Source organism: Rhizobium pantanalense, assembly GCF_030182525.1.
Classification (GTDB): domain Bacteria; phylum Pseudomonadota; class Alphaproteobacteria; order Rhizobiales; family Rhizobiaceae; genus Rhizobium.
Genome location: NZ_JAQJCH010000001.1, coordinates 547,636 through 572,776, shown reverse-complemented (window position 1 = coordinate 572,776; position 25,141 = coordinate 547,636). Strand labels below are relative to the sequence as shown.

17 protein-coding genes are annotated in these 25,141 nt (G+C 56.5%); 12 read left to right on the top strand and 5 right to left on the bottom strand.

Translation table 11 applies throughout. From position 1 onward, the window contains the following. The first annotated feature begins 26 nt into the window (after nt 1-26). A complete protein-coding gene (locus tag PH558_RS02745) occupies nt 27-2,603 on the top strand; it encodes a hypothetical protein (RefSeq protein ID WP_285202018.1) in 2,577 nt (858 codons plus the stop codon). A 35-nt stretch (nt 2,604-2,638) separates the two neighbouring features. Here PH558_RS02745 and PH558_RS02740 read toward each other — a convergent pair whose 3' ends face one another. Continuing rightward, nucleotides 2,639-3,208 carry a tyrosine-type recombinase/integrase gene (locus tag PH558_RS02740; RefSeq protein ID WP_285202016.1) on the bottom strand — a complete coding sequence of 190 codons (570 nt, stop codon included), beginning with the start codon at nt 3,206-3,208 and terminating at the stop codon, nt 2,639-2,641. Nucleotides 3,209-3,390: 182 nt separating this feature from the next. Here PH558_RS02740 and PH558_RS02735 point away from each other — a divergent pair, with 182 nt between their 5' ends. The 9 genes from PH558_RS02735 to PH558_RS02695 all read left to right on the top strand — a co-directional run bounded on the left by PH558_RS02735 (nt 3,391) and on the right by PH558_RS02695 (nt 18,976). Then, on the top strand, nt 3,391-5,859 hold the full coding sequence (locus PH558_RS02735; RefSeq protein WP_285202015.1) for an AAA family ATPase: 2,469 nt from the start codon (nt 3,391-3,393) through the stop codon (nt 5,857-5,859). A 376-nt stretch (nt 5,860-6,235) separates the two neighbouring features. Next, complete coding sequence (locus PH558_RS02730) at nt 6,236-8,062, top strand: class I SAM-dependent DNA methyltransferase (RefSeq protein WP_285202014.1); 1,827 nt, start codon at nt 6,236-6,238, stop codon at nt 8,060-8,062. Then, entirely contained in the window at nt 8,055-9,263 is a 1,209-nt protein-coding gene (locus PH558_RS02725) for a restriction endonuclease subunit S (protein ID WP_285202013.1), read from the top strand. Before PH558_RS02730 ends, PH558_RS02725 begins: the two co-directional genes overlap by 8 nt. A 12-nt stretch (nt 9,264-9,275) precedes the next feature. After that, nucleotides 9,276-10,301 (top strand): SIR2 family protein, encoded by a 1,026-nt coding sequence (locus PH558_RS02720; protein ID WP_285202012.1) that lies wholly within the window; start codon nt 9,276-9,278, stop codon nt 10,299-10,301. A gap of 48 nt (nt 10,302-10,349) precedes the next feature. Continuing rightward, entirely contained in the window at nt 10,350-13,490 is a 3,141-nt protein-coding gene (locus PH558_RS02715) for a type I restriction endonuclease subunit R (protein ID WP_285202010.1), read from the top strand. A 53-nt stretch (nt 13,491-13,543) separates the two neighbouring features. Then, nucleotides 13,544-15,109: an AlbA family DNA-binding domain-containing protein gene (locus PH558_RS02710; protein WP_285202008.1), complete on the top strand. Its 1,566-nt coding sequence runs from the start codon at nt 13,544-13,546 to the stop codon at nt 15,107-15,109. A 225-nt stretch (nt 15,110-15,334) separates the two neighbouring features. After that, nucleotides 15,335-15,883, top strand: coding sequence for a DUF6538 domain-containing protein (locus PH558_RS02705; RefSeq protein WP_285202007.1), 549 nt, complete (start codon nt 15,335-15,337; stop codon nt 15,881-15,883). A gap of 518 nt (nt 15,884-16,401) precedes the next feature. After that, on the top strand, nt 16,402-18,078 hold the full coding sequence (locus tag PH558_RS02700) for an ATP-dependent nuclease (RefSeq protein WP_285202004.1): 1,677 nt from the start codon (nt 16,402-16,404) through the stop codon (nt 18,076-18,078). Nucleotides 18,079-18,166: 88 nt separating this feature from the next. Further along, nucleotides 18,167-18,976: a nuclease-related domain-containing protein gene (locus PH558_RS02695; RefSeq protein ID WP_285202000.1), complete on the top strand. Its 810-nt coding sequence runs from the start codon at nt 18,167-18,169 to the stop codon at nt 18,974-18,976. Nucleotides 18,977-19,385: 409 nt separating this feature from the next. Here the strand turns inward: PH558_RS02695 and PH558_RS02690 are convergent, their stop codons facing one another. Both PH558_RS02690 and PH558_RS02685 read right to left on the bottom strand, forming a co-directional pair. After that, on the bottom strand, nt 19,386-19,697 hold the full coding sequence (locus tag PH558_RS02690; RefSeq protein ID WP_285201996.1) for a hypothetical protein: 312 nt from the start codon (nt 19,695-19,697) through the stop codon (nt 19,386-19,388). A 289-nt stretch (nt 19,698-19,986) separates the two neighbouring features. Next, a complete protein-coding gene (locus PH558_RS02685; protein WP_285201994.1) occupies nt 19,987-21,087 on the bottom strand; it encodes a porin in 1,101 nt (366 codons plus the stop codon). Nucleotides 21,088-21,476: 389 nt separating this feature from the next. Between PH558_RS02685 and PH558_RS02680 the strand changes: the two genes are divergently transcribed. Beyond that, nucleotides 21,477-21,938, top strand: a complete 462-nt coding sequence (locus tag PH558_RS02680; RefSeq protein WP_113230043.1) for a cupin domain-containing protein — start codon at nt 21,477-21,479, stop codon at nt 21,936-21,938. Here the strand turns inward: PH558_RS02680 and PH558_RS02675 are convergent. Beyond that, the gene (locus PH558_RS02675; RefSeq protein WP_285201993.1) at nt 21,935-22,453 is read right to left on the bottom strand and encodes a GNAT family N-acetyltransferase; all 519 of its coding nucleotides are present in this window, start codon (nt 22,451-22,453) and stop codon (nt 21,935-21,937) included. The genes PH558_RS02680 and PH558_RS02675 overlap by 4 nt on opposite strands. A gap of 19 nt (nt 22,454-22,472) precedes the next feature. Then, nucleotides 22,473-23,468, bottom strand: a complete 996-nt coding sequence (locus PH558_RS02670) for a LysR family transcriptional regulator (protein ID WP_285201992.1) — start codon at nt 23,466-23,468, stop codon at nt 22,473-22,475. A 120-nt stretch (nt 23,469-23,588) separates the two neighbouring features. Between PH558_RS02670 and PH558_RS02665 the strand changes: the two genes are divergently transcribed. Beyond that, nucleotides 23,589-24,989: an MFS transporter gene (locus PH558_RS02665; protein ID WP_285201991.1), complete on the top strand. Its 1,401-nt coding sequence runs from the start codon at nt 23,589-23,591 to the stop codon at nt 24,987-24,989. Nucleotides 24,990-25,141: the final 152 nt, after the last annotated feature.

Below are 25,141 nucleotides of genomic sequence, written 5' to 3'. Positions count from 1 at the left end.
GTTGATGAAGTCATTGCGAGCATCCAATGGGCAAAGCCGTTAAGAAAGAACCAATCCTTTCCGTTCTCGATCAGTACAGGAACCAGTTTCAGACCGTTATCGCCGCCGCCAATGCTTTCGAAAACCATGACAGCCAAGGCCAGAAGCTGTTGTATGTGGCTCTGGAACAAGTTTTCGCGTTCGGCGAGGAAATCCGCCATGATATGCCGACGTTCGAGAAATTCCTTGATGACCACGACAAGACGCTGAACAAAGTCACTAAAGAGAACCCTTACAATGCGCTGGTCGATCTGACGTTCTCGAAGGGCAGTAGCAAAAGCTGGCGCAGCGAAATCAGCAATGTTCTGAGGCTCGCGTCCGCAACCAAAGTCACAGAGCCTTTGCACAAATGGCTGAAAGACGGCGATGGCATTTCTGGGCGCTACAAAGAAGCAAAGGACTACTTCGCACGTACAGCGACCCAAAAAAACCAAAAGCTCCGGTCTTCGCGGCTCGACATGATCACTGCCGAGTTGACGCAATCGCGAATTGTCACGAGCCCGCTTCCGGGGGTGACGCTTGCCGACGGCTTCCACCGTTCCTTGCTGTTTTCTGAAGGCGGCCAGACATTCCTTGTCCATGTCCGCGATGAGGACAACCAGAAGACCATCGACAAATATTTGCTCGAAGTCGCTGGCAACAGGCAACCCGACGATCATCCGCTTGCCGCTCGTCCACTCTATCCGCTGTTTCGGGCCGTCGACCTGATCGTCGGCACGTGCAAGCCGTCCAATACGGGCAAACTCCAGTTGATCGCGATCTGGAACGAAGCAACCGATAATGTACCCGTCACAAAACTGCGCTTCCTGTCGGATGCAAACCGTTTCACAAATGCCACCGTTACGCTTGCTCACGCACTGCCGGAACTGGAAGGCAAAGGGCAGCTTGTCCTTGAGCTCTCCGACGCCGAAACCTTCCGGCAGCTATTCCAGCATGATTGCCAATGGCATATGTCGATTGACGATCAGGCCATTTCCATCGTTGATGATGCAAAGTCGCAAGCACGGCTGACGCTTCGACCGATTGCGAACTATCTCGATGTGAAGCTACGACAGGGTGCGAAGCTTGGGCTGAGAACACGGCACTTCCAGGCGACATGCACAGGAATGAAGGCCTCCGCAAGCAATCTTGAAATGGCCGCTGCCTTGTTCGACAAGGCCAACAGAGCACAGCCCGCCGCTAATCCGACACCAAAACGCCTTCAGTGGCTATCAGAGGGAGCAACACCAGAAGTCGGCTTCGCCAACGCACATATCTATTCTGGACTGAGCTACCCATTCCTTGAATTCACCGCTCCAACGATGGCGATTGATCCGCAGATGGAACTTTCGCTGGCTGACATTGCAGCACTCTGGAAAACCGCGTCAGCCTACGGAGAAGACCTGGCCGGTTATATCGCCGATAGCGACGTAGCCGATGCAGCATTTTGCATCGACCATACATTTCATGACGGCGACCGCTTCGAATACATCTCGCCGATGGTGCTCGGTGTTTCGATGGCACGCACCCAAGTCTGCGAAAACTTCACTGCTGAGCCCATCCCACCACCGACTTCCCCCACGCCGTCATCAGGATCGAAAGGGACCTCCCCGTCAAATGCGCCAGCATCCTCCAAAGGGAAAAGCCACAATTATCCAGGCACGCTTGCAAACCGAAGGAAAAATACTGCCTTTCCGGCGCAGCCATATTCGTCAGGCAAGATATTCGGCGCGTTCATAAGCTCCTTCCTGCCTGATTATCCCCATCATCGGACGGAAAGAAAGTTTGACTTCGCTTGGCAACTGGAATGGTGGCGGCGCATGACCGATATCCCGGTTCATGTCGTTGCGTCCAACTGGACGGATCGCGAAGTCACCGAAATGGAGGAATTGCAACGCGTGAAGGAACAAGGCGGGCGCATCATACGGGAACCGGCTCAAGGAATAACGCTCAACCGAAATCGCTGCCTCACCGAGTTCTACGCCAGCGATTTTGATTGGGGTATCGTCATGGATGACGATGCTGCAATCTCCCATGGCCCCTTATACAACAGCGGCGCTGCATTATTTTCGGAGATAGCTGCAAACAGCCCTGCCGACTATGATGACATTGATATTTTCTATCCGATTTTCCCCGGTAAAGCGAATAGCCAAGGCCCCCTTTGGAAGCCGGAACCCGAACTATTTGAACGCAATCACGTTTTCGATCCCGAGCATGACTTGAAGGGCAGCTTATTTGTCGTTCGAAACTTCCGCAAATTCGGAAACCCCACAGTGTTGCTGCCTGCAGATTTTGATTTCCATGGTGAAGATACATTGTTTGCAATTGAAGCCCTGAAACAGGGTTATTCTGTGCGACGCTGCGGCAACATCGTACTGCAAGAATTCGGCATCGGCGCTTCGCATTTCCCCGACCGCGTGGCGGGAATGAAAATCGGCAATACTCGAATGGCCGAGATGTATGCGGATCAGGGATTAAGGATGAGTACCCGCAAAGGCAGCGAACACCTTCTTGACCGAAGCGAAATGCTGAAGAGAACCGGACGCGCGGGAGACGTGCGCATTGCAATCGCAAAACCCCGCTGAAAAGTTCGGGCCACGAACTTTTCGTGGTCGAACAGCTATAGCAGATCGACCGCCGCTTTCATCATCTCGTCTCGAACCTCGATATATCGCTGGGTGGTCGTCAGGTTGCGATGGCCTGCCAGCGTCATGATGACCTTCGGGCTGACGCCGGAATGGGCAAGCCGGGTGATGAACCATCGGCGACCGCTGTGTGAAGTCGCCCCGTCGAGACCCGCACTCTTATATAATTGTCCCATCAACTGGCAGAGCGTATTCGCAGAAAACGCAGTACGCTTCTGCGTCATCAGCAGCGGCGCATCCGCCGGTCGGCCGCCAAGATGGTCGCCGGCATATCGGTCAATCTCTCTACGCAGCTTCTCATTCAGAAAGACTACTCGGGCATGGCCGCCTTTGGTGACCTCGGCCCGAAGGCGCAATTGTTCCCGTATCTTGCCGTCGCTGTCGATAACATCGCGCACCGTCAGGGCCGCAATCTCGCCCACGCGTAAACCTGCGAGGTGGGACAGTGTCAGCGCCAGCCGGTTACGGCCAGCGTGTTTCATCTGTGCAACCACGGCCAGCAGGCGCTTAAATTCCGCATCAGTCAGCACCCGCGCCTGTTTCATCAGAACCTCACAAAAGACAGCGTTTCTGTGCCGTTCGTTATGTTGCCGATCATCGGAAAGGGCGAGTGTTCATTGCACGCCGGGAATTGCTCTGCAGGATCAAGGAGTCAGCATCATTAAGCACGAAAACGTCAGGAAATGTGTGTTTTGTGAGGTTGGTCCTTTTTATACGTTTTAGGAGAATGACGGCTATTCATCGCCAGCAGGAGACATGGCGATCAGGTTGGAAGAGTGACCGCTTGTGGCCGCTAGCCGACTGGCTAGGGAATGGGCCGGTGAATGTCCCGCTTATTCTTGTCTATGCGACCTTTCGCAATCTTGACAAGAATAGAATAGGTTGTGAATTTCAACTCATGGGAATCATCGCCAATATCCGATCAATGCACGGCATGGGCATTCACGTTGACCGGAATGCGCGATCCCCGTCACTCAATCTGCGCCAGTATAATCTTATTTACGGGTTTAATGGGTCTGGTAAGAGCACGCTCTCGCGTTTGTTCTCGAGCCTACAAGCCGGAGAGCTGCACGCGAGGTTGCCCGACGGTTGTTCGTTCGAGGTGGTGCTGGACGATGGTGCTGCGTACGGTTGCCCGACAAATCCCAGTGGCCTCGAACAGCGTTTGCTGGTGTTCAATACCGATTATATTGAGCAGAACCTGCAATGGGCGGCAGGGATGGCAAACCCTGTCTTCTACATTGGAGCCGAGCAGGCGGATGCCGCCGCCGAGCTGACCAAGATCGAAGGCGAGATCGTGAAGGCAGAGACGGCCAACGCTCTGGCGCTCGCGGCAGAGAAAGCAGCTGAAAAATCCTTCGCGACCTTTAAACGCGAGCGCGCGAAATCGATCGCTTCGCGCCTTCATCTGGGCAGCCGCAAATATGAGGCCCCAACGCTCACCAAGGATTTCGAGTCTTGGAAAGATGATGATGGCACTCCGCTAACCCAGGATGAACTGATGGCCGCCGAAAATACGCGGCGCCAAGACGAACCAATGCCGCGAATCGCACCGATTGCCTTCGAAGCAACAAGTATAGGCGCCGCGTACCGATTTATCGTCGACATCTGCGGTCAGTCACTTACCACAGTCGCCCTCGATGAGGTGCAACGCTATCCCGATATGCTGCTATGGCTGAAGCATGGTCACGAATTTCATCAAGCGAATGAGATGGCCGACTGCCTTTATTGCGGGAATGCAATCTCAAGTGAGCGACGCGCCCAACTAACCGCCGCGCTTGACGACCAAGTCGACCAGTTCGTCGCACGCCTCGACAAGACCGCTGAGCGCCTCGATGCAGTGATCGCAACACTCACAGATATTGAGGAGCGCGTACCATCGAAAGAGGCACTTACCGCCGAACTGCGGGAAGGCTTCAGTGAAGCGAGAAAGCTGGTCTCACAAGAGGTCAGAAATGCGATTGCGCACCTTTCCGGCCTGCGAGGGGTCCTCGATACCAAACGCACGCGCCCCGCATCACCCGCAGATACCAGCAATTTGTCGACTGAGGCGGACGTCATCGCAACCGCAGATGAATTGGCTAAAGCGATCACAGCGATCAATGAGGCGATCACTACACACAACGACATCGTCGATAATTTTGCCAAGCACAGAAACTCCGCCGAGATGGCGATCCGTCGCCATTTCCTGCTTGAGTGCCGCACCGATTTTGCTCAGCAGGCAAAAGACCTCGCTGACGCGACCACCAATGTCATCACGGAAAGTGATGCGCTGGCTGCATTGAAACAGACCGCAACCGACCTGCGACAGAAAATCAGGGTTCACGGCCCTGCAGCAACGGCGATTAACAAGCTGGTAGCGTCGTACCTCGGACATGCAGAACTGACAATCCATCCGGTGGAAGATGGCTATCAGCTTCATCGTCACGGTATGCCGATCACAGGGATGCCGAGCGAAGGAGAGAAGACTGCAATTGCGATCTCATACTTCCTATCCTCGATCGAGGCGGACAATCGCAAACTAAAGGACGCTATCGTTGTCATCGACGACCCGGTGTCAAGCCTCGACACAAAGGCGCTCAATTTCGCTTGCTCACTTGTTCGTAACAGGCTCGACAAGGCCGGCCAGGTTATCGTGCTCACCCACAATCTCCAGTGCATGAACGAATTTCGGAAGGCATGGAAGAACAAGGCGCGCCCCCCTGAGGGCAAGGAGCCTTCAGCTACCTTCTTGTTCATCGACGTCGCTGTTCCGGAAGGCCAAATCCGGCGATCATCGACAATCGTCGAGATGTCGAAGCTGCTTCGGGAATATGACTCCGAGTATCATTTCCTCTTCAGCCATGTCCTACGCTTCGTCGAGAAGGCAGGTGCCTATGACGATCACGGGTACATGATCCCTAATGTCATGCGGCGTGTCCTCGATGTCTTTCTAGCTTTCAAATGTCCCGGGAGCTCCGGGCTAACCGGTCAGATGGCCAAGCTTTACGCAGACTATACCGAGCTCGATCGAGACAAGTTGATGGCACTCGAACGACTAGCTCAAGTCGAATCGCATTCGGACAATTTGGACGATTTGCTATCCTTCTCTTCGATGACGCTGGAGGAAACACAAGCCGCGGCCGGCGCGCTGATCGAAATGATGGAGCAGGTCGACGGGAAGCATTTGGCGGGGTTGAAGAAGCTCTGCCGATAACGTGCAGTTTTGATGAAGAATAGGAGAAGGGGCGCAAAGCGGTCGCAGCAATTCAAAATATCAGAAATTGCGTGTTTTATTAGGTTTTTGCTTCGCAGAGCCTCCTTCTTCCGGATACGCGCTCGGCAGTTGATACACGCATTCGCTATTAGCTTCCGGGCCAGTACACATACAGGGTGACTTCAGATTGCCAACGCCTGAGACTTATCGCAGCGTCTTCCAATTGCAACATCTGGGGCGTTGTTGAATATGCCGTGTTGATTTTGATAATTGAGTCGGGGACTTGGTAAGCAGCTTCCGATAACAGACAAACGAAATATATGGATATGGCGCCAGCGGAGTTCGCTGGAACCGAACGAAGAATTGCGAGGATTTCGTGGCTGATCAGGCTCAGAAGGACATGTTCGTGGCGGCGTTGACAAAGCTTGGGGGCTCCGCTGGCAACGTGCGCTTGCGTGAGGCCCTGCGGTGGAACGAAGCCGTCTACAACGCCGTGAAGGATGAGCTCCTTGCCGAAAGCGTTGTGACGCCCGGGCGAGGGCGTGGCGGATCTGTGGTGCTTGCTGGAGCCGCGGAGGCGGCGACCGAAGAATCGGCGCCAGTCGCCCCACGCTCGAAGCCTGTCCGTGCCAATGGCAATGGCAATGGCAATGGTAGCGATCTCGGCTTTGAGGCGGAACTATTCAAGGCAGCCGACAAGCTGCGCGGCAACATGGAGCCGTCGGACTACAAGCATGTTGCGCTGGGCCTGATTTTCCTCAAGCACATATCCGATAGTTTCGAGGCCAAGCGCGCCGAGCTGCTGGCCGATTATCCCGACGGCGCTGAAGACCCGGACGAATACTCCGCCGAAAACGTATTCTGGGTGCCGAAAGAAGCGCGTTGGTCGCATCTTCAAGCGAACGCAAAGCAGCCGTCGATCGGAAAGATGATCGACGAGGCGATGATCGCCATCGAAAAGCGCAACGAAACACTGAAAGGCGTGCTGCCCAAGGATTATGCCCGGCCCGCGCTCAACGCGGTAATGCTCGGCGAACTGATCGATCTTATTTCTGGCATCGCGCTCGGCCAGGAAGATGGCAAGGCGCGCGACGTGCTCGGCCGTGTCTATGAGTATTTCCTCGGCCAGTTCGCCGGTTCGGAAGGCAAGCGCGGTGGCGAGTTCTATACGCCGCGCTCGGTCGTGCGTGTGATGGTCGAGATGATCGAGCCATACAAGGGCCGCGTCTACGATCCGTGCTGCGGCTCAGGCGGCATGTTCGTGCAGTCGGAAAAATTCGTCGAACTTCACGGGGGGCGCATCGGCGACATCGCGGTCTATGGGCAGGAGTCGAACTACACGACGTGGCGGCTGTGTAAGATGAACCTCGCTGTGCGCGGGATTGACGCCGACATCAAATGGAACAGCGAAGGCAGCTTCCACAAGGACGAGCTGCGCGATCTGAAGGCCGACTTCATCCTTGCCAATCCGCCGTTCAATATTTCCGATTGGGGTGGCGACCGCTTGCGCGAAGATGTGCGTTGGAAATACGGCATTCCGCCCGCCGGTAACGCCAACTTCGCTTGGGTGCAGCATATCGTGCACCATCTCTCGCCCTCGGGTGTGGCGGGCGTGGTGCTGGCAAATGGCTCGATGTCGTCCACGCAGAACAACGAGGGTGCGATCCGCCAAGCGCTGATTGAAGGGGTGAATGGTGCGCCCGGCGTGGTCGATTGCATGGTCGCGTTGCCCGGCCAGCTTTTCTATTCGACCCAGATTCCGGTCTGCCTCTGGTTCCTCGCGAGAGATCGATCAAATGGCTTGGTCAGAAGTGAAAAGTTGCGCGACCGGCGCAAGGAAATCCTGTTCATCGATGCGCGCAAGCTCGGCCACATGGTGGACCGCACGCGCAAGGAGTTGTCCAACACCGATATCGAGAAAATCACGCGTACCTACCACGCCTGGCGGGGCGAAGGCGATGCAGGCGTCTATGAGGACGTGCCAGGCTTCTGCAAGTCGGCAACCTTGGGAGAGATCAAGGGTCACGGCTACGTACTGACGCCGGGCCGCTACGTCGGCGCGGCCGATGTCGAGGATGATGATATGCCATTTGCAGAGCGGTTCGCTGCTCTTCAGGCGACACTCAACGAGCAATTCGCCGAGGCAGAGACCCTAACTGCTGCCATCCTGAAAAAGCTGGCCGGAGTCGGCGCGGATGGTTGAGTGGCGAGAAACCACATGGGGAACCGAAATCAGCCTTGAATACGGCAAGGGTATTCGGGGCTATGCGGACGCTGTGGGTCCATATCGAGTTTTCGGGTCGAACGGACCGGTTGGCTGGACGAATGAGCCGCTGGCTCCGGGGCCGGGAGTAATTCTTGGACGCAAAGGAGCATATCGCGGCGTCCAGTTTTCGAAAGAGCCGTTCTTCGTGATCGACACGGCGTACTACGTCGTGCCGAAGTCTGAACTGGACATGAGATGGCTCTACTATGCGATCATCCATCACAAGCTTGGCGAGATCGACGACGGGTCACCGATCCCTTCGACAACTAGAGCGGCAGTGTACGTACGCGATCTCAGCGTTCCCGAACTTGCAGAACAAGAGGCGATCGCCTCAGTCCTCGGAACGCTCGACGACAAGATCGAGCTAAACCGACGGATGAACGGAACGCTGGAGGCGATGGCGCGGGCGATTTACAAGGATTGGTTTGTCGATTTCGGCCCGACCCGCGCGAAGATGGAAGGCCGCGCGCCCTACCTCGCGCCGAATATCTGGTCCCTCTTCCCCGACCGCCTCGATGACCAAGGCAAGCCGACTGGGTGGATCACATCAACGATCGGGCAGGAAGTTGAGGTTTTCGGCGGATCAACACCGAGCACGAAGGAGCCCGCCTTTTGGGGCGGCGACATCGCGTGGGCTACACCAAAGGATCTCTCGTCATTGAGCACTCCGGCGCTGCTCAGCACGGAAAGACAGATAACCGACGCTGGTCTTGCCCAGATCGGTTCGGGTTTGCTGCCAGTGGGAACGGTGCTCCTGTCGTCACGCGCACCCATCGGCTACATGGCGATCGCTCAGATACCGGTTGCGGTCAATCAGGGCTTCATCGCGATGATCTGCGAGAAGCGGCTGTCCAACATCTTCGTTTGGCTATGGACACAAGCCAACATGGAGACGGTTCACCAGAATGCAAACGGGTCAACCTTCCAGGAGATTAGCAAAGCGAACTTCCGACCGATCGAGCTCACCGTTGCGACACCTGAACTCCTACGGGCGTTCGACGAAACCGCAAGGCCCTTGTTTGATCGGATCGTCGCTAACGAGAAGGAGAACCGCTCCCTCGCCGCCACACGCGATTTCCTGCTTCCGAGATTAATGTCTGGCGAAGTTCGCGTCGGTGACGCGGCGTCGTTCGTTTGACGGGGGTGCGGCGTGGAGTATTTCCGTCACCGCTTCGTCGAAGAACTCAACGATGAAGGTCTCGTCAGCGTCCGGACCTTTGAATGGCCGCCTGCCGACGTCCTTCAAACAATGGCACCTCACGACTACGAGGCGCATTTCCTAGACTGGGTTGCGAGCCAGAAGCAGAATGCAATGGATCGTGCCCGCGAATTCCTTGAGCGTTTCAACTGCCTTGATCGTTTTAATCGGCTACATATGCAACTCCAACGACAAAGCGTCATTCCCTTTGTCGGCGCCGGCCTTTCGCGGCCGACGGGCTTTCCATTGTGGGGAGCGTTTCTCGACGGATTGACTGCCGACTATCCCTCAATTGCCGATCAGGTTCGCGCCCACCTGGCAGCATACCGATACGAAGAAGCGGCGCAGCTCGTGCTCGACCGTATGGGACCCGATGTCTTCGAGGAGGCCGTGCAGAACGCGTTCGGTTCTCGCATCAAGACCTTGAAGGGACCAGTTCAACTTCTTCCGCTGATTTTCAGGCGTGGCTGCCTGACAACGAACTTCGATTATGTCCTGAATCGTGTCTATGAGGCTTCTGATTGCCACCTCAAGGGCGAGTTTGCTGGGACAAGGCTGAAAGAGGCGCCGAGAAGGTTAGCGGACGAACCGCACTGCCTTCTTCGGCTCCACGGTGAAGCCGATAGCGCTCAAGGGCGCGTTCTTACTCGCGATGAATATGCGGCCTGCTATGGAGACGGCGGGAACTATCGGGAGATTTTCAAGCTATTGATTGCTAATACGAGTTTGCTCTTCCTTGGCTGCAGTCTGTCGGTCGATCGGACCGTTCAGGTGCTAGGTGAAATAAAGCAGGCCGCCGTCGTCGAGACTCCTCGGCATTTCGCCTTCCTCCCCCTGGTTGAAGGGACGGACCGCGAAGCCCGTAGAAATGAGCTTGGGCAAGCGGATATCCATCCGATTTGGTATCCGCCCGAAAATCATGACCAATCGATAGAGGATTTGCTCATCGCGCTCATGGAAGGTGGTTTTCATGACTAGAGTGTTCGGCGTTGCTCTAAGTTTCAAATCCGTTGGGAGGATCGCCTGATGGCATATCTTTCGGAAGCCGCCGTTGAAAAGGTCGTGCTCGATAGTCTTGCTGGTCTCGGCTACACGATCGTGAGCGACGCTGAAATCGGCCCGGACGGGAAGACGCCCGAGCGGGAAGCCTATGCCGATGTTGTGCTCGCCAAGCGCCTGACAGCGGCCATCGAAAGGCTCAACCCAGCGATACCGTTAGAGGCACGCGGTGATGCCCTCCGCAAGGTGCTGGCCACCGAGAAGCCTTCGCTCGTGGAAGAGAACCGCCGCCTCCACAAGCTGATGGTCGAGGGCGTCGATGTCGAGTTCTATAGCGAGGACGGCACGATCCGTGGCGACAAGGTTCGCCTGATCGATTTCGACGATCTAGGCACGAACGACTGGCTGGCGACCGGTCAGTTCACTGTGATCGAGGGCAGCACCAATCGTCGTCCTGATGTCGTCGTGTTCATCAACGGCCTGCCTCTGGGCGTGATCGAGCTCAAGGCGCCCGGCGGCGAGAACGCGACGCTCGCCGGCGCGCACAACCAGCTTCAGACCTACAAGGCGCAAATCCCGTCGCTCTTCCGGACGAACGCCGTCCTTGTTACCTCGGATGGCATCACTGCGCGTCTCGGCTCGCTAACCGCTGATCAAGAGCGCTTCATGCCGTGGCGCACCACGGACGGGAAAGTCATTGCTGCGAAAGGCCAACCAGAACTCAATATTTTGATAGAAGGCGTTTTCGATCGCCGCCGCCTGCTTGATCTGCTGCACGATTTCACGGTGTTCGGCGAGACGGGATCAGGCCTTGCGAAGGTCATCGCAGGGTATCACCAATTCCACGCCGTTCGCCACGCTGTTGACAAGACCGTTGAGGCATCGGCGCCGCAGGGCGACCGAAAGGTCGGGGTGATCTGGCACACGCAGGGCTCCGGTAAAAGCCTCTTGATGGCGTTCTATGCCGGGCAGCTTGTGCGGCGTCCTGAGCTTGAGAACCCGACAATCGTCGTCATCACAGACCGCAACGATCTGGACGACCAGCTTTTCGGCACGTTTTCCATGTGCCGCGATCTGATTCGGCAAACGCCTATCCAGGCCGACAGCCGGGATGATCTGCAATCGGCGCTCAGCCGTGCCTCGGGCGGCGTGATCTTCACGACTATTCAGAAGTTCTCACCGGCAACAGGCGAAGCGATCTACCCGATGTTGTCGGATCGCCGGAATATTGTCGTGATCGCGGACGAAGCGCATCGAAGCCAATATGGCTTCCGGGCACGGATCGAACAGAAGACGGGCGAAATCGCCTATGGCTTCGCGAAGTATCTGCGGGACGCTCTTCCGAACGCGTCTTTCATCGGGTTCACCGGAACGCCAATTGAAAAGGACGACGTGAACACGCCTGCGGTGTTCGGCGAATACATCGACGTCTACGACATCAGCCGGGCGGTAGAAGATGGTGCTACGGTGCCGATCTACTATGAGAGCCGCCTTGCACGAATTGAGCTTCCCGACGACGAGAAGCCGAAAATCGACGCGGAGATTGAGGAACTCACTGAAGACGAGGCGGTAACCGAGCAGGAGAAGATCAAGCGGAAGTGGGCCACCGTCGAAGCGCTCGTCGGCTCGGAAAAGCGGCTCGCAATGGTCGCGGTCGATCTGGTGCGGCACTTCGAGGATCGCGTCGCGGCCATGGATGGCAAAGCGATGGTCGTTTGCATGAGCCGTCGCATCTGTGTCGCGCTCTATAACCAGATCATTGCGCTCCGGCCGGATTGGCACAGCGATGACGACGCGGCGGGCGCGATCAAGGTTGTGATGACCGGTTCGGCTGCCGATCCCCAGGGCTGGCAACCGCACATTGGCACCAAGGCCCGGCGTGATCTTTTGGCGAAGCGCGCGAAAGACCCGAAAGATGCGCTGAAGCTAGTGATCGTCCGCGACATGTGGCTTACCGGCTTCGATGCACCGTCGATGCACACGATGTATATCGACAAGCCGATGAAGGGCCACGGGTTGATGCAGGCCATTGCCCGCGTGAACCGTGTCTTCCGCGACAAGCCGGCCGGCCTCGTCGTCGACTACATCGGCATCGCCCAGAACCTCAAAGACGCTCTCGGCCAGTATTCCGGCTCCGACCAGCGTCAGGCCGGAATTGACGAAGCCGAAGCGGTCGCCGTTCTTCTTGAGAAGTACGAAGTCGTGAAGACGATGTATCACGGTTTCGACTATGCCCGAGGGTTGGCAGGCACGCCGCATGAAAGGCTGATTGTGCTTGCTGAGGCGATCGAATGGGTTTTGACAGGCCAGCATGAAGCTGCGGCAAAGGAAACCAGCGAGGAAGGCAAGCGTCGCGAGAACCGCCGCTATCAGGATGCGGTCCTTGCACTTTCCAAGGCTTTCGCCTTGGCCTCTGCAAGCGATGAGGCACGCGACATCCGCGATGAAGTCGGCTTCTTCCAGACGGTGCGAGCTGCGTTGGTGAAGTCGGCAGACGGTGCAGGAAGGGACGCTGCCGATCGCGAGTTCGCAATCCAGCAAATCCTGGATCGGGCGGTTGTCTCAACGGAGATTGTCGATATCCTCGCTGCCGCGGGCATCACAACGCAGGACATTTCGATCCTGTCGGACGAGTTCCTCGCCGAAGTTCAGCAACTAGAAAAGAAAAACCTCGCGCTTGAAGCGCTGCGCAAGCTGTTGAACGATGAAATCCGCTCGCGCAGCAAGACGAATGTCGTCGAGACCAAACGCTTTTCCGAGCGCCTGGAAGCGGCGATCTCCCGCTACCACACGAACGCGATCAGCACCGTCGAGGTGTTGCAGGAGTTAATCGACCTCGCGAAGGAAGTTCGGGCTGCCCGCAGGCGGGGCGAAAATGAAGGCTTGTCCCAAGACGAGATCGCTTTTTATGACGCCCTCGCCGAAAGCGAGAGCGCGGTTGAACTGATGGGCAACGATTCCCTCAAACTGATCGCGCACGAACTCCTCGTCAGCCTCAAGGGCAGCGTTTCGGTAGATTGGTCGCACCGCGAAAGTGCCCGGGCGCGGATGCGTGTGCTGGTGAAACGAATCCTGCGGAAGCACGGCTATCCGCCCGATCTTCAGGATGCGGCTGTTCAAACAGTGCTACGGCAGGCGGAAGCACTTTCTGCCGCATGGTCAGTTTAGCTGAAACTAAACCCGACCTGCGTTAGGATAATCAACAGTGTTCGAGGTCTGAAATGGCAAAGCGCAGCATCACCGATCGAGAGATAGGCTTGATCAAGGCGATGTTGGCGCGTGAGATGAAAAATAAGGACATTCAGTTCTACTTCAACCGCCAGGATCGTGCCGTAAATTCGGGGCGTATCACGCAGATTCGGGACAAGAGCTATGGTCCCGAGGTGCCACAAGCATCGGAGGATGACCTGAATCTCTTCCTGTCCACCTTCAAACCGGCTGCCATTGGTGCAGTCGTCACTCATTCCGTCGTGGCCTCTGAGCCCACATTGGAGGAACGTGCAAAATCGCTGTTCGAAAGGCGTGGGCGATCGGGCTGGTTCTTGAAGGCGCATGAGTCGGAAACAACCGAATGCAAGGAATCCTTCTGCATTAAGCCGGAGCATCGTTTCGCTGATCCATTGCGATCGATAGCAGGTCTTGCCAACAACAATGGTGGCTTCGTCTTTTTCGGAGTTAAGGAACTACCAGACGGCAGCTTGAACGTGGTCGGCTTGAATGACGAGACATTTGCGTTGACTGACCCCGCCGATCTGAACCGGAGCCTGGCGGGCTCGCTGAATCCCATCCCCGTTTTCACGATGCTCAGTCTCGAATTCGACGGGCGACTTGTGGGCGTCGTCCACGTTCAGAAGCACGATCTACCGCCGGTTGTTGCGATCAAAAATGTGAACAACGAATTCAAGGAAGGCGCGATTTACTATCGCTATGTCGGCGAAACCCGGACGATCAAGCCGGGTGAGTTGCAGCAGATCATTGCTTATCGCGAACAGAAAGCAATAGCCGAGTTCTCAAACCGGATTTCTCGCGTCGCAATGGGAGCAGCGGCGACGCTTGATCTGGACACCGGCAAGGTGGAAGGCCGCGTCGGCAGCTTCATGATCGGCGAAGACCTTTTGCCAAAAATCCAATTTATTCGCGAAGGGCAGTTCACCGAAAAAGAAGGCGCACCAGCGCTGAGATTGATCGGAGATGTCGAAGCGACCTCAGACCAACCTCAGGTCGTCCGAGACAATATAACTCCTGACGCAACGATACGGAATTTTCTGAACAATATCGTGGTCAGAGAACCACGCCAGTATCTCCTTCACTCGGCACACTCCAATCGTGAATGGCAGCCGATTTGGTACTACTTGCATGTGGCTGGCCTGACAACCGAACAAGCGATTGAGCTAATGCGGAAAGAGGAAGCGAGCCAACCCAGTCACCGAGACGGCGTTATTGCTCGCCTGACCGGAAAACGAGCAGCTTTTAACATCAACCAAGGGAAGCCGAAGCATTTGGTCGCGGCATTCGCGAGAGGCGAGATAGATGAACCTGCGGATGTACCGAGCGCACACAAGTTCGCTCTCGCCGTTCAAGGGCTTCCCGACGGCCAAGAAAACCTCGATCTTTTTCAGCAGCTTCTGTTGAAGTGCTATGAACTTTCCAACGGTCAGACTCCCCAGCAACGCAACCTCCGGAGCGCAGTTTTCAGGGCCGCATGCCGGCTTGATGAGCTATTGTACAAAGCCAAGGTGAGTGGCTCATTTCAACCGACGATGGATCGAATCCTACCTTTGAGCTAAAAGCAGCCAAGCGCAGTTCTAGCGCAGTCTTATTATCGCGCCATAAAAATCATATAGTTAGAACCAATATCTTCCAATTCCGATTCCAAAGGTCACAGGTTCGAATCCTGTCGGGTGCGCCACCGTTTTCCTAATGCATTGAAAGCTCAAAACATCTAAGCTTCCAGGACCTTAGCAATAGCCCGCTACTTCACATGGCTAGAGCACAAGGGTTGGACACATTAGATGGCAGGACTGAGTTTCATGCAGCGCAGACCATCCGGTATCTACGAGTTTCGCAGGCGACTCCCGCAGGCGCTTGCCGGCAAACCAGGCCCGGAGCACGTCAAAGGGCCGCTCTCCGAGTTGATCAATCCGACCACCGGGAACTTCAAGCAATACCTTTCCGTCTCTCTCCGCACGCATGACCAGAAGCTGGCCAAACGCCGGGACCTAGACGAAGCCCGCCGTGTAACCGATCTGTTCGATTGGGGTCTTAAGCTTGTGCAGAATGGGCAGCCCCCGACCGGAACCGCCCACTCAGAAAACCTGATGCCCTCCCCTGAGGAAATCGAAGCGCATTTTCTTCATGCTCTGCTCGAAGCTGATGAGAGGGAACGCAACGAGGGCGACATTAGGCGTTACCTCCAGACCAGAGCAGAGCGGTCACAGTGGCCAGACCTTGACGATGCCCGCATTGGAGAGATGGGCATGGCCGACGGCCATCTGGAGCAAGGCGCTGATATGCATGCGGAGTTGTTGAGCGACTACCGTAGAGCCTACGCTAAGCGCTGAACGGAGATCATTAAGCCAGAGCTCCATAGCTACCTTACTTCGAAGCAAGCTCCGATAGACCCAGCATCTCCAGAATATCATCAGGCTGGCCTTGCGGCGCTTCGGGGCCACATCAAGGCTTATAAGGCAATGCTAGAGAGGGGGACAGGTGCCGACATCCCTATCCCCCACGGGGGGAACCTCACCGCCGCTGCTACATGGCATACCTCTGAGATATCTGACCCACAATTTATAAAAGTAAATTACCAGTTCACAGACCCTTGCGCCCTCCCCAAAGCATTCGAGAACCAAAAGTCCAACCACCGGAAAACACTTCGAGTTTCGCCTTCGGGCCGCCGACGGCATCAAATAAATCGTCGGCTAGGAAGCTCCAACGAATCGGTGAAAAGGAAACTTATCGAGTAGAATTACACATTCGACGAGGTTAGCGGGTAATTTTACTATAGAAAATCAAAATTTCTCTCGCCAATTAGTTGCAGTTTTAGTAAATGGAGAATCAAGCTTGCTTAGGACATAGCATGTTAAACTCTATAAGCTTCAAATTCGGATCAGCCGTAGGCCAAGAGCCTCTTGAGTTACCAACTCCTCCTTCGGTGACAATCTTCGTGGGGCCAAACAATTCCGGCAAAAGCCAAGCCTTAAACGAAATTCGCGCAGCCTTTGCCAGGGGCAGTTGCTCCGGCAATATCCTTAAAGATGCCTCGTTCATTGGCTTCGATGCCGAAGGTGCCCTAGCGCTTTTAACAGAATTGCGAGACACCCTTCGTCCAGGTGAAATAGAGCAGCAAGACTATGCGTATATCAAGACACGCTCGACCGGCGGCAGGCAACATGTCCACACTTCAATCTACTTAGCAGCATTGCAAGCACCGCAGGTTGCACATCAGCGGCATCTGATGCAGCAATTTGCTGAACTTTACGCAACTCACCAAATCCTGTCGCTTGATGGTCCGTCGAGAATTACCCTTATAAGCCAGCAACCTCGCGGTGACCTAAAGTATCCAGAGCTGCCTTTCGCAAGGCTTTTAACCGACGATATGAGAAGGGAGAGATTGCGCAAAATTATCTACGAATCGACAGGGCTGTATTTCGCGCTAGATGCGTCTGCAGGAGATCAATTGCAGGTCCGATTTTCCGAAGCCCAGCCCCCAAACGAGCGCTCCTTAGAAGATGCCACTTTGGACTACATGAGAGCAGCTGCGGGTGTAGATCGGGTTAGTGATGGTATCAAAGCATTCACGGGGATTTTGGTGCAACTCCATGCCGGAGACCACAAGGTTATCACTATTGATGAGCCCGAAGCTTTTCTCCACCCCGGGTTAGCATTCAAGCTTGGCAAAGAGCTTGCGCGAGGAGCCGTAGAAGAAGGGAAGCTTATTTTTGCATCCACTCACAGCGCTCAGTTTCTCATGGGCGCAATCAGTTCGGGTGCCTTGGTGAATATTGTCCGATTAACATATACCGGCGGCATTGCGACAGCTCGGCTTTTGAGCAACAACCAGCTCCGTATTCTTATGCAAGATCCCCTCTTGCGGTCGGTGGGTGTACTCGACGGGCTGTTTTACAGCCATGTCATTGTAGGCGAGGCTAATGCTGACCGAGCTTTCTATCAGGAGGTCAACGAGCGGCTTCTCGCCCAAGGCGACGCACGTGGTATTCCCCACGCATTATTCCTAAATGCAGACAATAAGCAGACGATACCTCGGATAGTTGAACCACTGAGAAAACTAGGTCTACCGGCGGCAAGCGTGACCGATCTTGATGTTCTTAAGGATGGGGGTGAGGAGTGGACCCGCCAACTTAAAGCTTCAGGGCTACCTTCAGCTGAATTTCAAGCGTACCAGAACCGCCGCGCATCCGTGCTCTCTTTCCTACAGAATACGAATAAAAACTTCAAAACGGAGGGTGGCGTCGGGTTACTGACGGGGTCAGAGTTGGAGACTGCCAGTAATCTTATCGAGGACCTCGCGCGTTACGGCCTATTTGTTGTACCGGGAGGCGAGGTCGAAAATTGGCTCTCAGATTTGGATATCGGCAGGGCGAAACATACGTGGCTTAGAGACATTTTTTCCAAGATGGGAAGTGACCCAACTGCGGCTACCTACGTGAGACCCGGAGCAGGTGATGTCTGGGACTTCGTTGGAAACATTGGAATATGGCTAATGGCCAAGAACAGGCGCGGAATACCGCTTTGATTGAAGACATTGATTAGCCAGGAAAAGTCTCGTCGGGGACGGGATACTTCACCAATGTAACCGGATATGACTAGTAACGAGCGTTGTTATGCAATTCGAATTGCCAAGCTGGTCCCACAGAAATCCACTGGGCACCATCGCATTGTTCATTTCGCTCATCTACGGCATCGCAGCCCTTCTCTTGGGCGGCTCTGTAGGGCTTCTTACAAAAACCAATGAGACGGTTCTGGTCCTCTTTATCGTCGTGTTCCCCTTTGCAATCCTCGGCGTCTTCGCGTGGCTTGTAACCGGCCATCACAAGAAGCTTTATGGTCCCGGCGATTTCCGCTCAGACGAAAGTTTTTTATCAGCCGCCAACACAGGGGAGCCTGTACGAGTTGGTGAGCGCCTTGTGGAAGAAACAATTGAAGATGACGTAGGTACTCCGGAGCCTTCTGGCGAACACATTGAAGCTCCTGTGGAAGCGCCCCCAGCAAATACATCTCGCGTTCCACCTGATTCTATATTGACAGCCTACTCCGCAGAAAGCCTTGTCTTCCAGGAGCTGCAAAACGAGTTCAAAGGCGCAGTGGAAAGAAACCTTTCTATAAAATTTCCGGATCGCATCGTTGAGGTTGATGGAGTGATCAGGACACCCGAATCTACCTATGTGGTTGAGGTGGCCTTTGTACCCTCGGTGTCGGTACTTCGGAGTCGCGCGAAGCGAACCATTGGAAAGATTACAGCACTGCAAGGCGCGTTTCCCAATGCTAGGTTCGTTGCATGCTTTGTTGGAGGTCCCGATGGCCCGAGTAAGCACCATGCCGACATGGTTTTTGAGGAGATGTTCGGGCGTTTGACTGTAGAAGTTCGTTATTTTGAGATTAACGCGCTCCTCGCCAAATACGGAATGGGATAAATCGCCCTACGCACTTGCCAACTGCCCTCCTCTCCTTCACATTGCATCACATCGCTTTGCTTAGGTCACGGCGAGATGGCTTTGATTTCAAGCCTTTAGGAGGCCTCTTGTTAGGCCGTTGGGCGTCTCCTCTCGCGTGCGCCACCCTCTTCTGGGTCGGTTCTGGAGATCAAGGCTATTGCCGCTTTCGCGTTCACGACCCAGCTTGCAAGCCTATCCAAGAAGCGATCAAGTAAATGGTTCACCGACAAACATTAAGTCGGCCCGGCATCCGAAAGCCCGGATAAGAAGCAACACCGCTATCCGGTTAACTTCGCCATCCTGATCAGCCCGCGATCATACGCGGCAGGAGGTATCCTGCCGTGCCAATGTTCTGCCTGTAAGAGCTGGTCCGCCTTATGCCACCACCTCAATGATTCTTATTCGGCCCCTTGCCGGTCGCGAAGCTGCAGGTCTTGATCTTGCAGCTGGGGTCGTCACTCGTGGGCACGCTGGCGCTGGCCATCGAGCCCTGTCCGAGGCAAGCCATCGAATTCGAGACCGTGCGGCTGTACATCATCAGGCCTGGATGGTGTGAGGGATATCTCAGCACGATAGACCCTTCCTGAGCCATCTTTTCATGCACGGCGGCACAGGTCATCGATTTGGAATTGTAGGCCGACATGGCCATCGCGTTCGTGGAGAACATTCCAATTGCGGCAAGTATGATGATCGTCTTCATGGGGCTTCCTTTGGTCGCGCCGAAGGGCGCTATCGAAAATGAGATAGTCGTTGATTAGCATTGGATTTGTGACAGTGAGCCGACTTCCCTTATCGGCTGTTTGACCACTGCCAAGGACGACCTGGCGCCCGTCTGGATACGTCTGCGCTGGAGGTCACCATGCTGCATCGCATGGTGCCTGTCGGCAGGACGCGATGCGGACGGAGATTTAGAAATCGTCCGTCAAGATAGATAGGGCCCGATAGGAAGACCGGGCCTCATTCTGTGAAGATCAGCTGGGCCAAAAGCCTCAGAAGGTCCGTTCGAAACGCAGGATACCTGAGAAGGTATCGTCGCTCGGCAGATCATAGTGAACGTAGGTGAACTCCGGCTCGACCAGCAGGTTCTTGACCGGGTTGAACTTGACGTTCGTGGTCGCTTCGAAGATCTTGGAGTCGGTATAGGCAAGCTGAACATTCCACTTCAGCTTGTCGTTGATCGGAACGCCGACGCCGCCCCAGACGGCCCAGTCACCCCAACCACAATCCGCGCCGTGAACGACGCCGTCGGATGTCGTGCAGGCCGAGACGTTCTGGTTCGAGCCGGCATACTGGTTGAGCTTGTCGCCATCCGTATTCCACCCGCCCATCAGGAAGGCCGAGAAGACGCCGAAATCGGCATCGATACGCGCCTTGATGGCACCTTCTTCGACAATGGAATCATAACCGCCGACCACGCGGAACTGCCAGGCGCCGGCCTTGTAGCCGAGACCGGCGACAACGTTCGGAGCGTAGTGATCAGCCTTCGAAAGCTGCCAGCTTCCGCCATAGGCGCTTGTGGTCGTGCCGGAATTGCTGTCTTCGAGCGAGATGACACCCGTGAAGCCCGTGCCGCTGTCGTAATTATAGGTCAGCTGGTTCAATTCGTACGGACCGTCATAGATGACGTCGTCCTGGATCACGTCGCCGGCATAGCCGACGAACTGGTTGTACTGCGAGTCCGTCTTACCGACGGTGAAGCCGCCGAGGGTGATATAGGCCCACAGCAGGTTCGTGCCGGTGGAGCCGCCGTCGTTCCAATCCCAGCGAACGATGGTTTCGGTCTTCAGCGGACCATATTCGGTGTCCGTCGCGGTATTGAGGTTGAGCTCGGCGCGGGTATGCCACTTGGTACCAAAGTTGCTGTCGCGATTGTAAGGATCCTTCCACTGACCTTCGGTGCGGACCTTGCCGCCGACGCGCAGGCAGGTCTCGGTGCCAGGGATGAAAAAGTAACCGGCGCCGAACGCGTCACAGATGCGCACATATTCCAGCGGCTCCGGTTCGGCGGCGACGATAGCGTCAGCCGCCTGAGCGCCAGATACGGCGCAGAGGGCCGCAGCCGAGCCGATAAGCAAGCTCTTGATGTTCATGCTAACTCCATTCTTCAAACGAACTTGCGCGAGATACGAACCTGGGGGTGCTCGACATCAAGTTCCAGTGCCTAACTCGAAGCACAAGGCCTCGCTTCCGAATAGTAAGCTGCATTTAGTATTTTGCTTTTACAAGGATCGAAATGAGGGACCCGATATATGTGACAGCATGTACATATACTCTGTTGCCCAAACGACGCACATGTGTACGGACGATGACAGATACATGACAAGAAACGGCAAATAGAGGTTGTTTGCCAGGCACTTACTGAGGATATCGCAAGGATATAATGCGGGATCGGATGCTGGACTGACAGCACTGAGTCTTGCTAGACTTGAAACCACACAAGCAGCATATCCACCCTTGGCAAATCGCAGGCAGGATCATCATGCCGAAGATCGATGTTGCAGCCGTGCCGGAAATCAAGGGCACGCGTTATCCCGCTCCCTTCAATGATCACTCCGCCGAGCGCGTCAGGCAGCGACTGGGCGATGCAGGCGGCCTCAAGGATTTCGGCGTCAACCTGATGCGGCTGCCGCCGGGCAACTGGTCGAGCCAGCGGCATTGGCATTCGGAGGAGGATGAATTCGTCTATGTGCTGGAAGGTGAGCTGACGCTGATCGAGGACGAGGGCGAGACGGTGCTGCGCGCCGGCGATTGCGCGGCCTTCCCGAAGGGCTCCGGCAACGGCCATCATATGATCAACAAATCGAATAGCACGGCAATCTATCTCGAGGCCGGCACGCGCTCCCCGACCGATCTCATCACCTGCTCGGACGTCGACATGATGAGCTCCAGCACGGACGGCCGTTTCGTGCATAAGGATGGCATGCCCTATCCGGACGGCTAGCCCTGTTCGCCGTCGCTTGCCACCGGTAACTTGAAGGACAGGAGATGGGTCGGCGCTCCATGCAGCATGACCTCCCGCTCGAAACCGAAGCCGCATTTTTCCAGAACGCGCCGGGAGGCAACATTGACGGGCCGCACCAGCCCTATAACGCGTTTCGCCCGCAGATCATGGCAGGCGAAGGCCAATGCCTCCGTCACCAATTCCGTCGCATAGCCGCTTCCCCAATAATCGGGGTGCAGATGGTAGGAGAGATTGAGCCCCTCGAATTCCGTCGAGACGGTAACGCCGCCAAAACCGATCAGACGTCCTTTCGTTTCGATCGCCCAACGCCCAAAGCCGTTCACGCGCCAGTGCGCCTGATCCCGAGCGAGACGCCGGGCACTTTCCACAGGCGAATCCGGCGTCGGATCGGGCCGATGGGCGACCAGTTCCGACCGCGAGAACAAAGCGGTGACGAAGTCGAGATCGCGCTCCTCCGGCATGCGCAGGGACAGGCGCGGCGTATGCCGGATCATCGTCCCTTCCCTTGAAGCATCATACCGCCTTAGCAAGTTCGGGCGGATCGTAGCAGCAGGCATCCTTTGACACACCTGTAGTGCAGCCGCTTGCCGCTAGCGCATCCTGCACGACCCCCACCGTAAGGCGGCGCAGCCATACCGAGCGGCTATCGGCCTGATCGACACGCCGATAGAGTATCGTCACCGGGTCGGCCGGCAATTCGAATGGCGGCTTCGAAATCGTTAGATTGTGCAGCTGCGCCATGCAGCGGGCAATGGATTCCGGAACGGTGGCGATCGCCGGGATCGCTTGCAACGTCGTCGGCAGGGCCGAAAAGCGCGGCGCGGTCGCCACGATCTGACGGCTATGACCGAGCCGCGCCAAGGCAGCATCCACATTCGTCGATATGGTCCCTTCAATGGATACGATCACATGTGGCGCGCTGGTGAAATGCTTCAGGCTGAGCGGCGCGGCACATTTCAGATGGCGGCTGTCGTAAACGCAGAGCGAGGCCTGCTCGAACAGCGGCGCGCGAACATGCCAGGAAGCCGGCTCGTCATGCACGGAGATGCTGAAATCGTAAGCTCCCTCGTCGAGCAAACGCGCGGCATCCCGCCGGTCGAACGCTACGCTCACCAGCCGGGCATGTGGTGCCTGCTGGCGCAACCTTGCCACCAGCGGGCCGAAGAAGGACGATTCGAGATTATCGCACATGCCGACGCGGAACTCGCCATGCCAGTTCGCGGGATCGAAGGCTGCCGGTGGACGAATGGCACGCTCGATACCGGAAAGCGCATCTTCGATCGCCGGCGCGATAGACAGCGCCCGCGGCGTCGGCTGCAAGCCGCGCCCGACGCGCACGAACAATTCATCATCCAGCGTCTCGCGCAGCCGGCGAAGGGCCGCGGAAAGACCAGGCTGACCGAGCAACAAGCGTTCCGCCGCGCGGCTCACATTCCGCTCCTGCATCAGCACGGAGAAAGCGAGCAGCAGATTGAGATCGATTTTTCGAAGCGTCGCATCATTCATCATCGCCAGTAATACCTGACATGGTTACTATCAATTTGCAATAGGGTTTGAAGATGTACATTTTCTCGTTCCCTGCCGCTTTCACCCTCCCAAGAACCGGCAGCCTAGAAAGGAACGATCCCGATGACTTCTTCCCAAACCCGAAGCGGGGCGGGATTGGCGTTGCTGCTGCTATGCGCCGCCAATTTCCTCGACGCCATGGATGTCTCCACCATTGGCGTGGCCCTGCCCGCAATCCAGAAAGAGCTAGGCATGCAGGCGACCTCGCTGCAATGGGCCGTCAGCGCCTATGTGCTCGGATACGGCGGCTTTCTGCTGCTTGGCGGCCGCGTTGCCGATCTCTTCGGCCACCGTCGCGTCTTCCTCTGGTCGCTCGGCGTCTTCGCCGCCGCCAGCATCGCCGGCGGCTTCGTCGATAGCGCTCCGACCCTGATCGCCGCCCGTCTGATCAAGGGCATTGCGGCCGCCTTCACCGCGCCGGCAGCGCTTGCCCTCCTTCTCTCCGTCTTCGGCGAAGGCAATGCCCGGGCGAAGGCGCTCGGCGTCTTCTCATCCACCGGTGCTGCCGGTTTCGTGCTCGGCATGGTGCTGGGTGGAGCGGCGACCCTCATCAGCTGGCGCGCGACCCTCGTCATGGGTGCTCCCATCGCTATCCTGGCGCTGATCGTTGCTCCGCTCGTCCTTCCAGCCGACCACAAGCGCAGCGGCCAGCGCGTCCGCTTCGACTGGGCCGGCGCCCTGACGATCACCCCCGGCCTGCTGCTCTTCGTCTTCGGCGTCACCAATGCCGCCGCCGATGGCTGGCAGGCCTTCGCGACCTGGGGCGCGCTCCTTGCCGCGCTGGTCCTGATCCTGTTGTTCCTGGTCGTGGAGTCGCGCCATCATGATCCGATGGTGCCGCTTGCCATGTTCCGCCGCACCAAGCTCAGCCATGCCAATGCCGTCGCTGCGCTATACCAAGGAGCCTATGTCGGCTTCCAGTTCATTGCGACGCTCTACTACCAGACCGTCGTCGGCTGGTCGGCCTTCGCCACCGGCTTCGCTTTCGCCATCGGCGGGACTTGCGTGATGTTCCTGGCGCCGCGCTTTGCAACGATAGGCCAGAACCGCGGTACGACCCTGCTGATGACCTTCGGCGTGGGATTGCAGGCCATCAGCTATCTCTTCTGGGTGCTGTCGGCCGGGCATATCGATACGATGGTACTCGTCGCCATTTCGCAGCTCCTGCTCGGCGTCGGCTACGCCATGACCTATCCGTCGATCCAGGTTGCAGCCCTCTCCGACGTCGGCGACGATGAATCCGGCCTGGCTTCGGGCATGCTGTTTGCCTCCTTCCAGATCGGCGGCGGCATCATCCTGGCGGCGGCATCAGCCGTCTTCAGTGCGGCTCCGAGCTTTGGCTGGAACCCCTATATTGCCGGCATCGGTTTCGTGACGATCCTCGCCGCCGCCATCACGCTGCTCGCCGCCGTCGGCCCGCGTTCCTCCGCGGCAAGGGCCACGAATTATCAGGCTGCAGAATAGTTCAAAGCAAGATGACCCGCCTCTCCGGCGGGTCAATCCTTCCCTGCGTCAGCGGCTTCGGCGGCACGGCGCATCAGGAAATCATGCTCTCTCCGATTTTCAGCAAGTGCGGCCGCTGGCTTGGCTCATCAAGATCGGCGGCGCCCAGACGA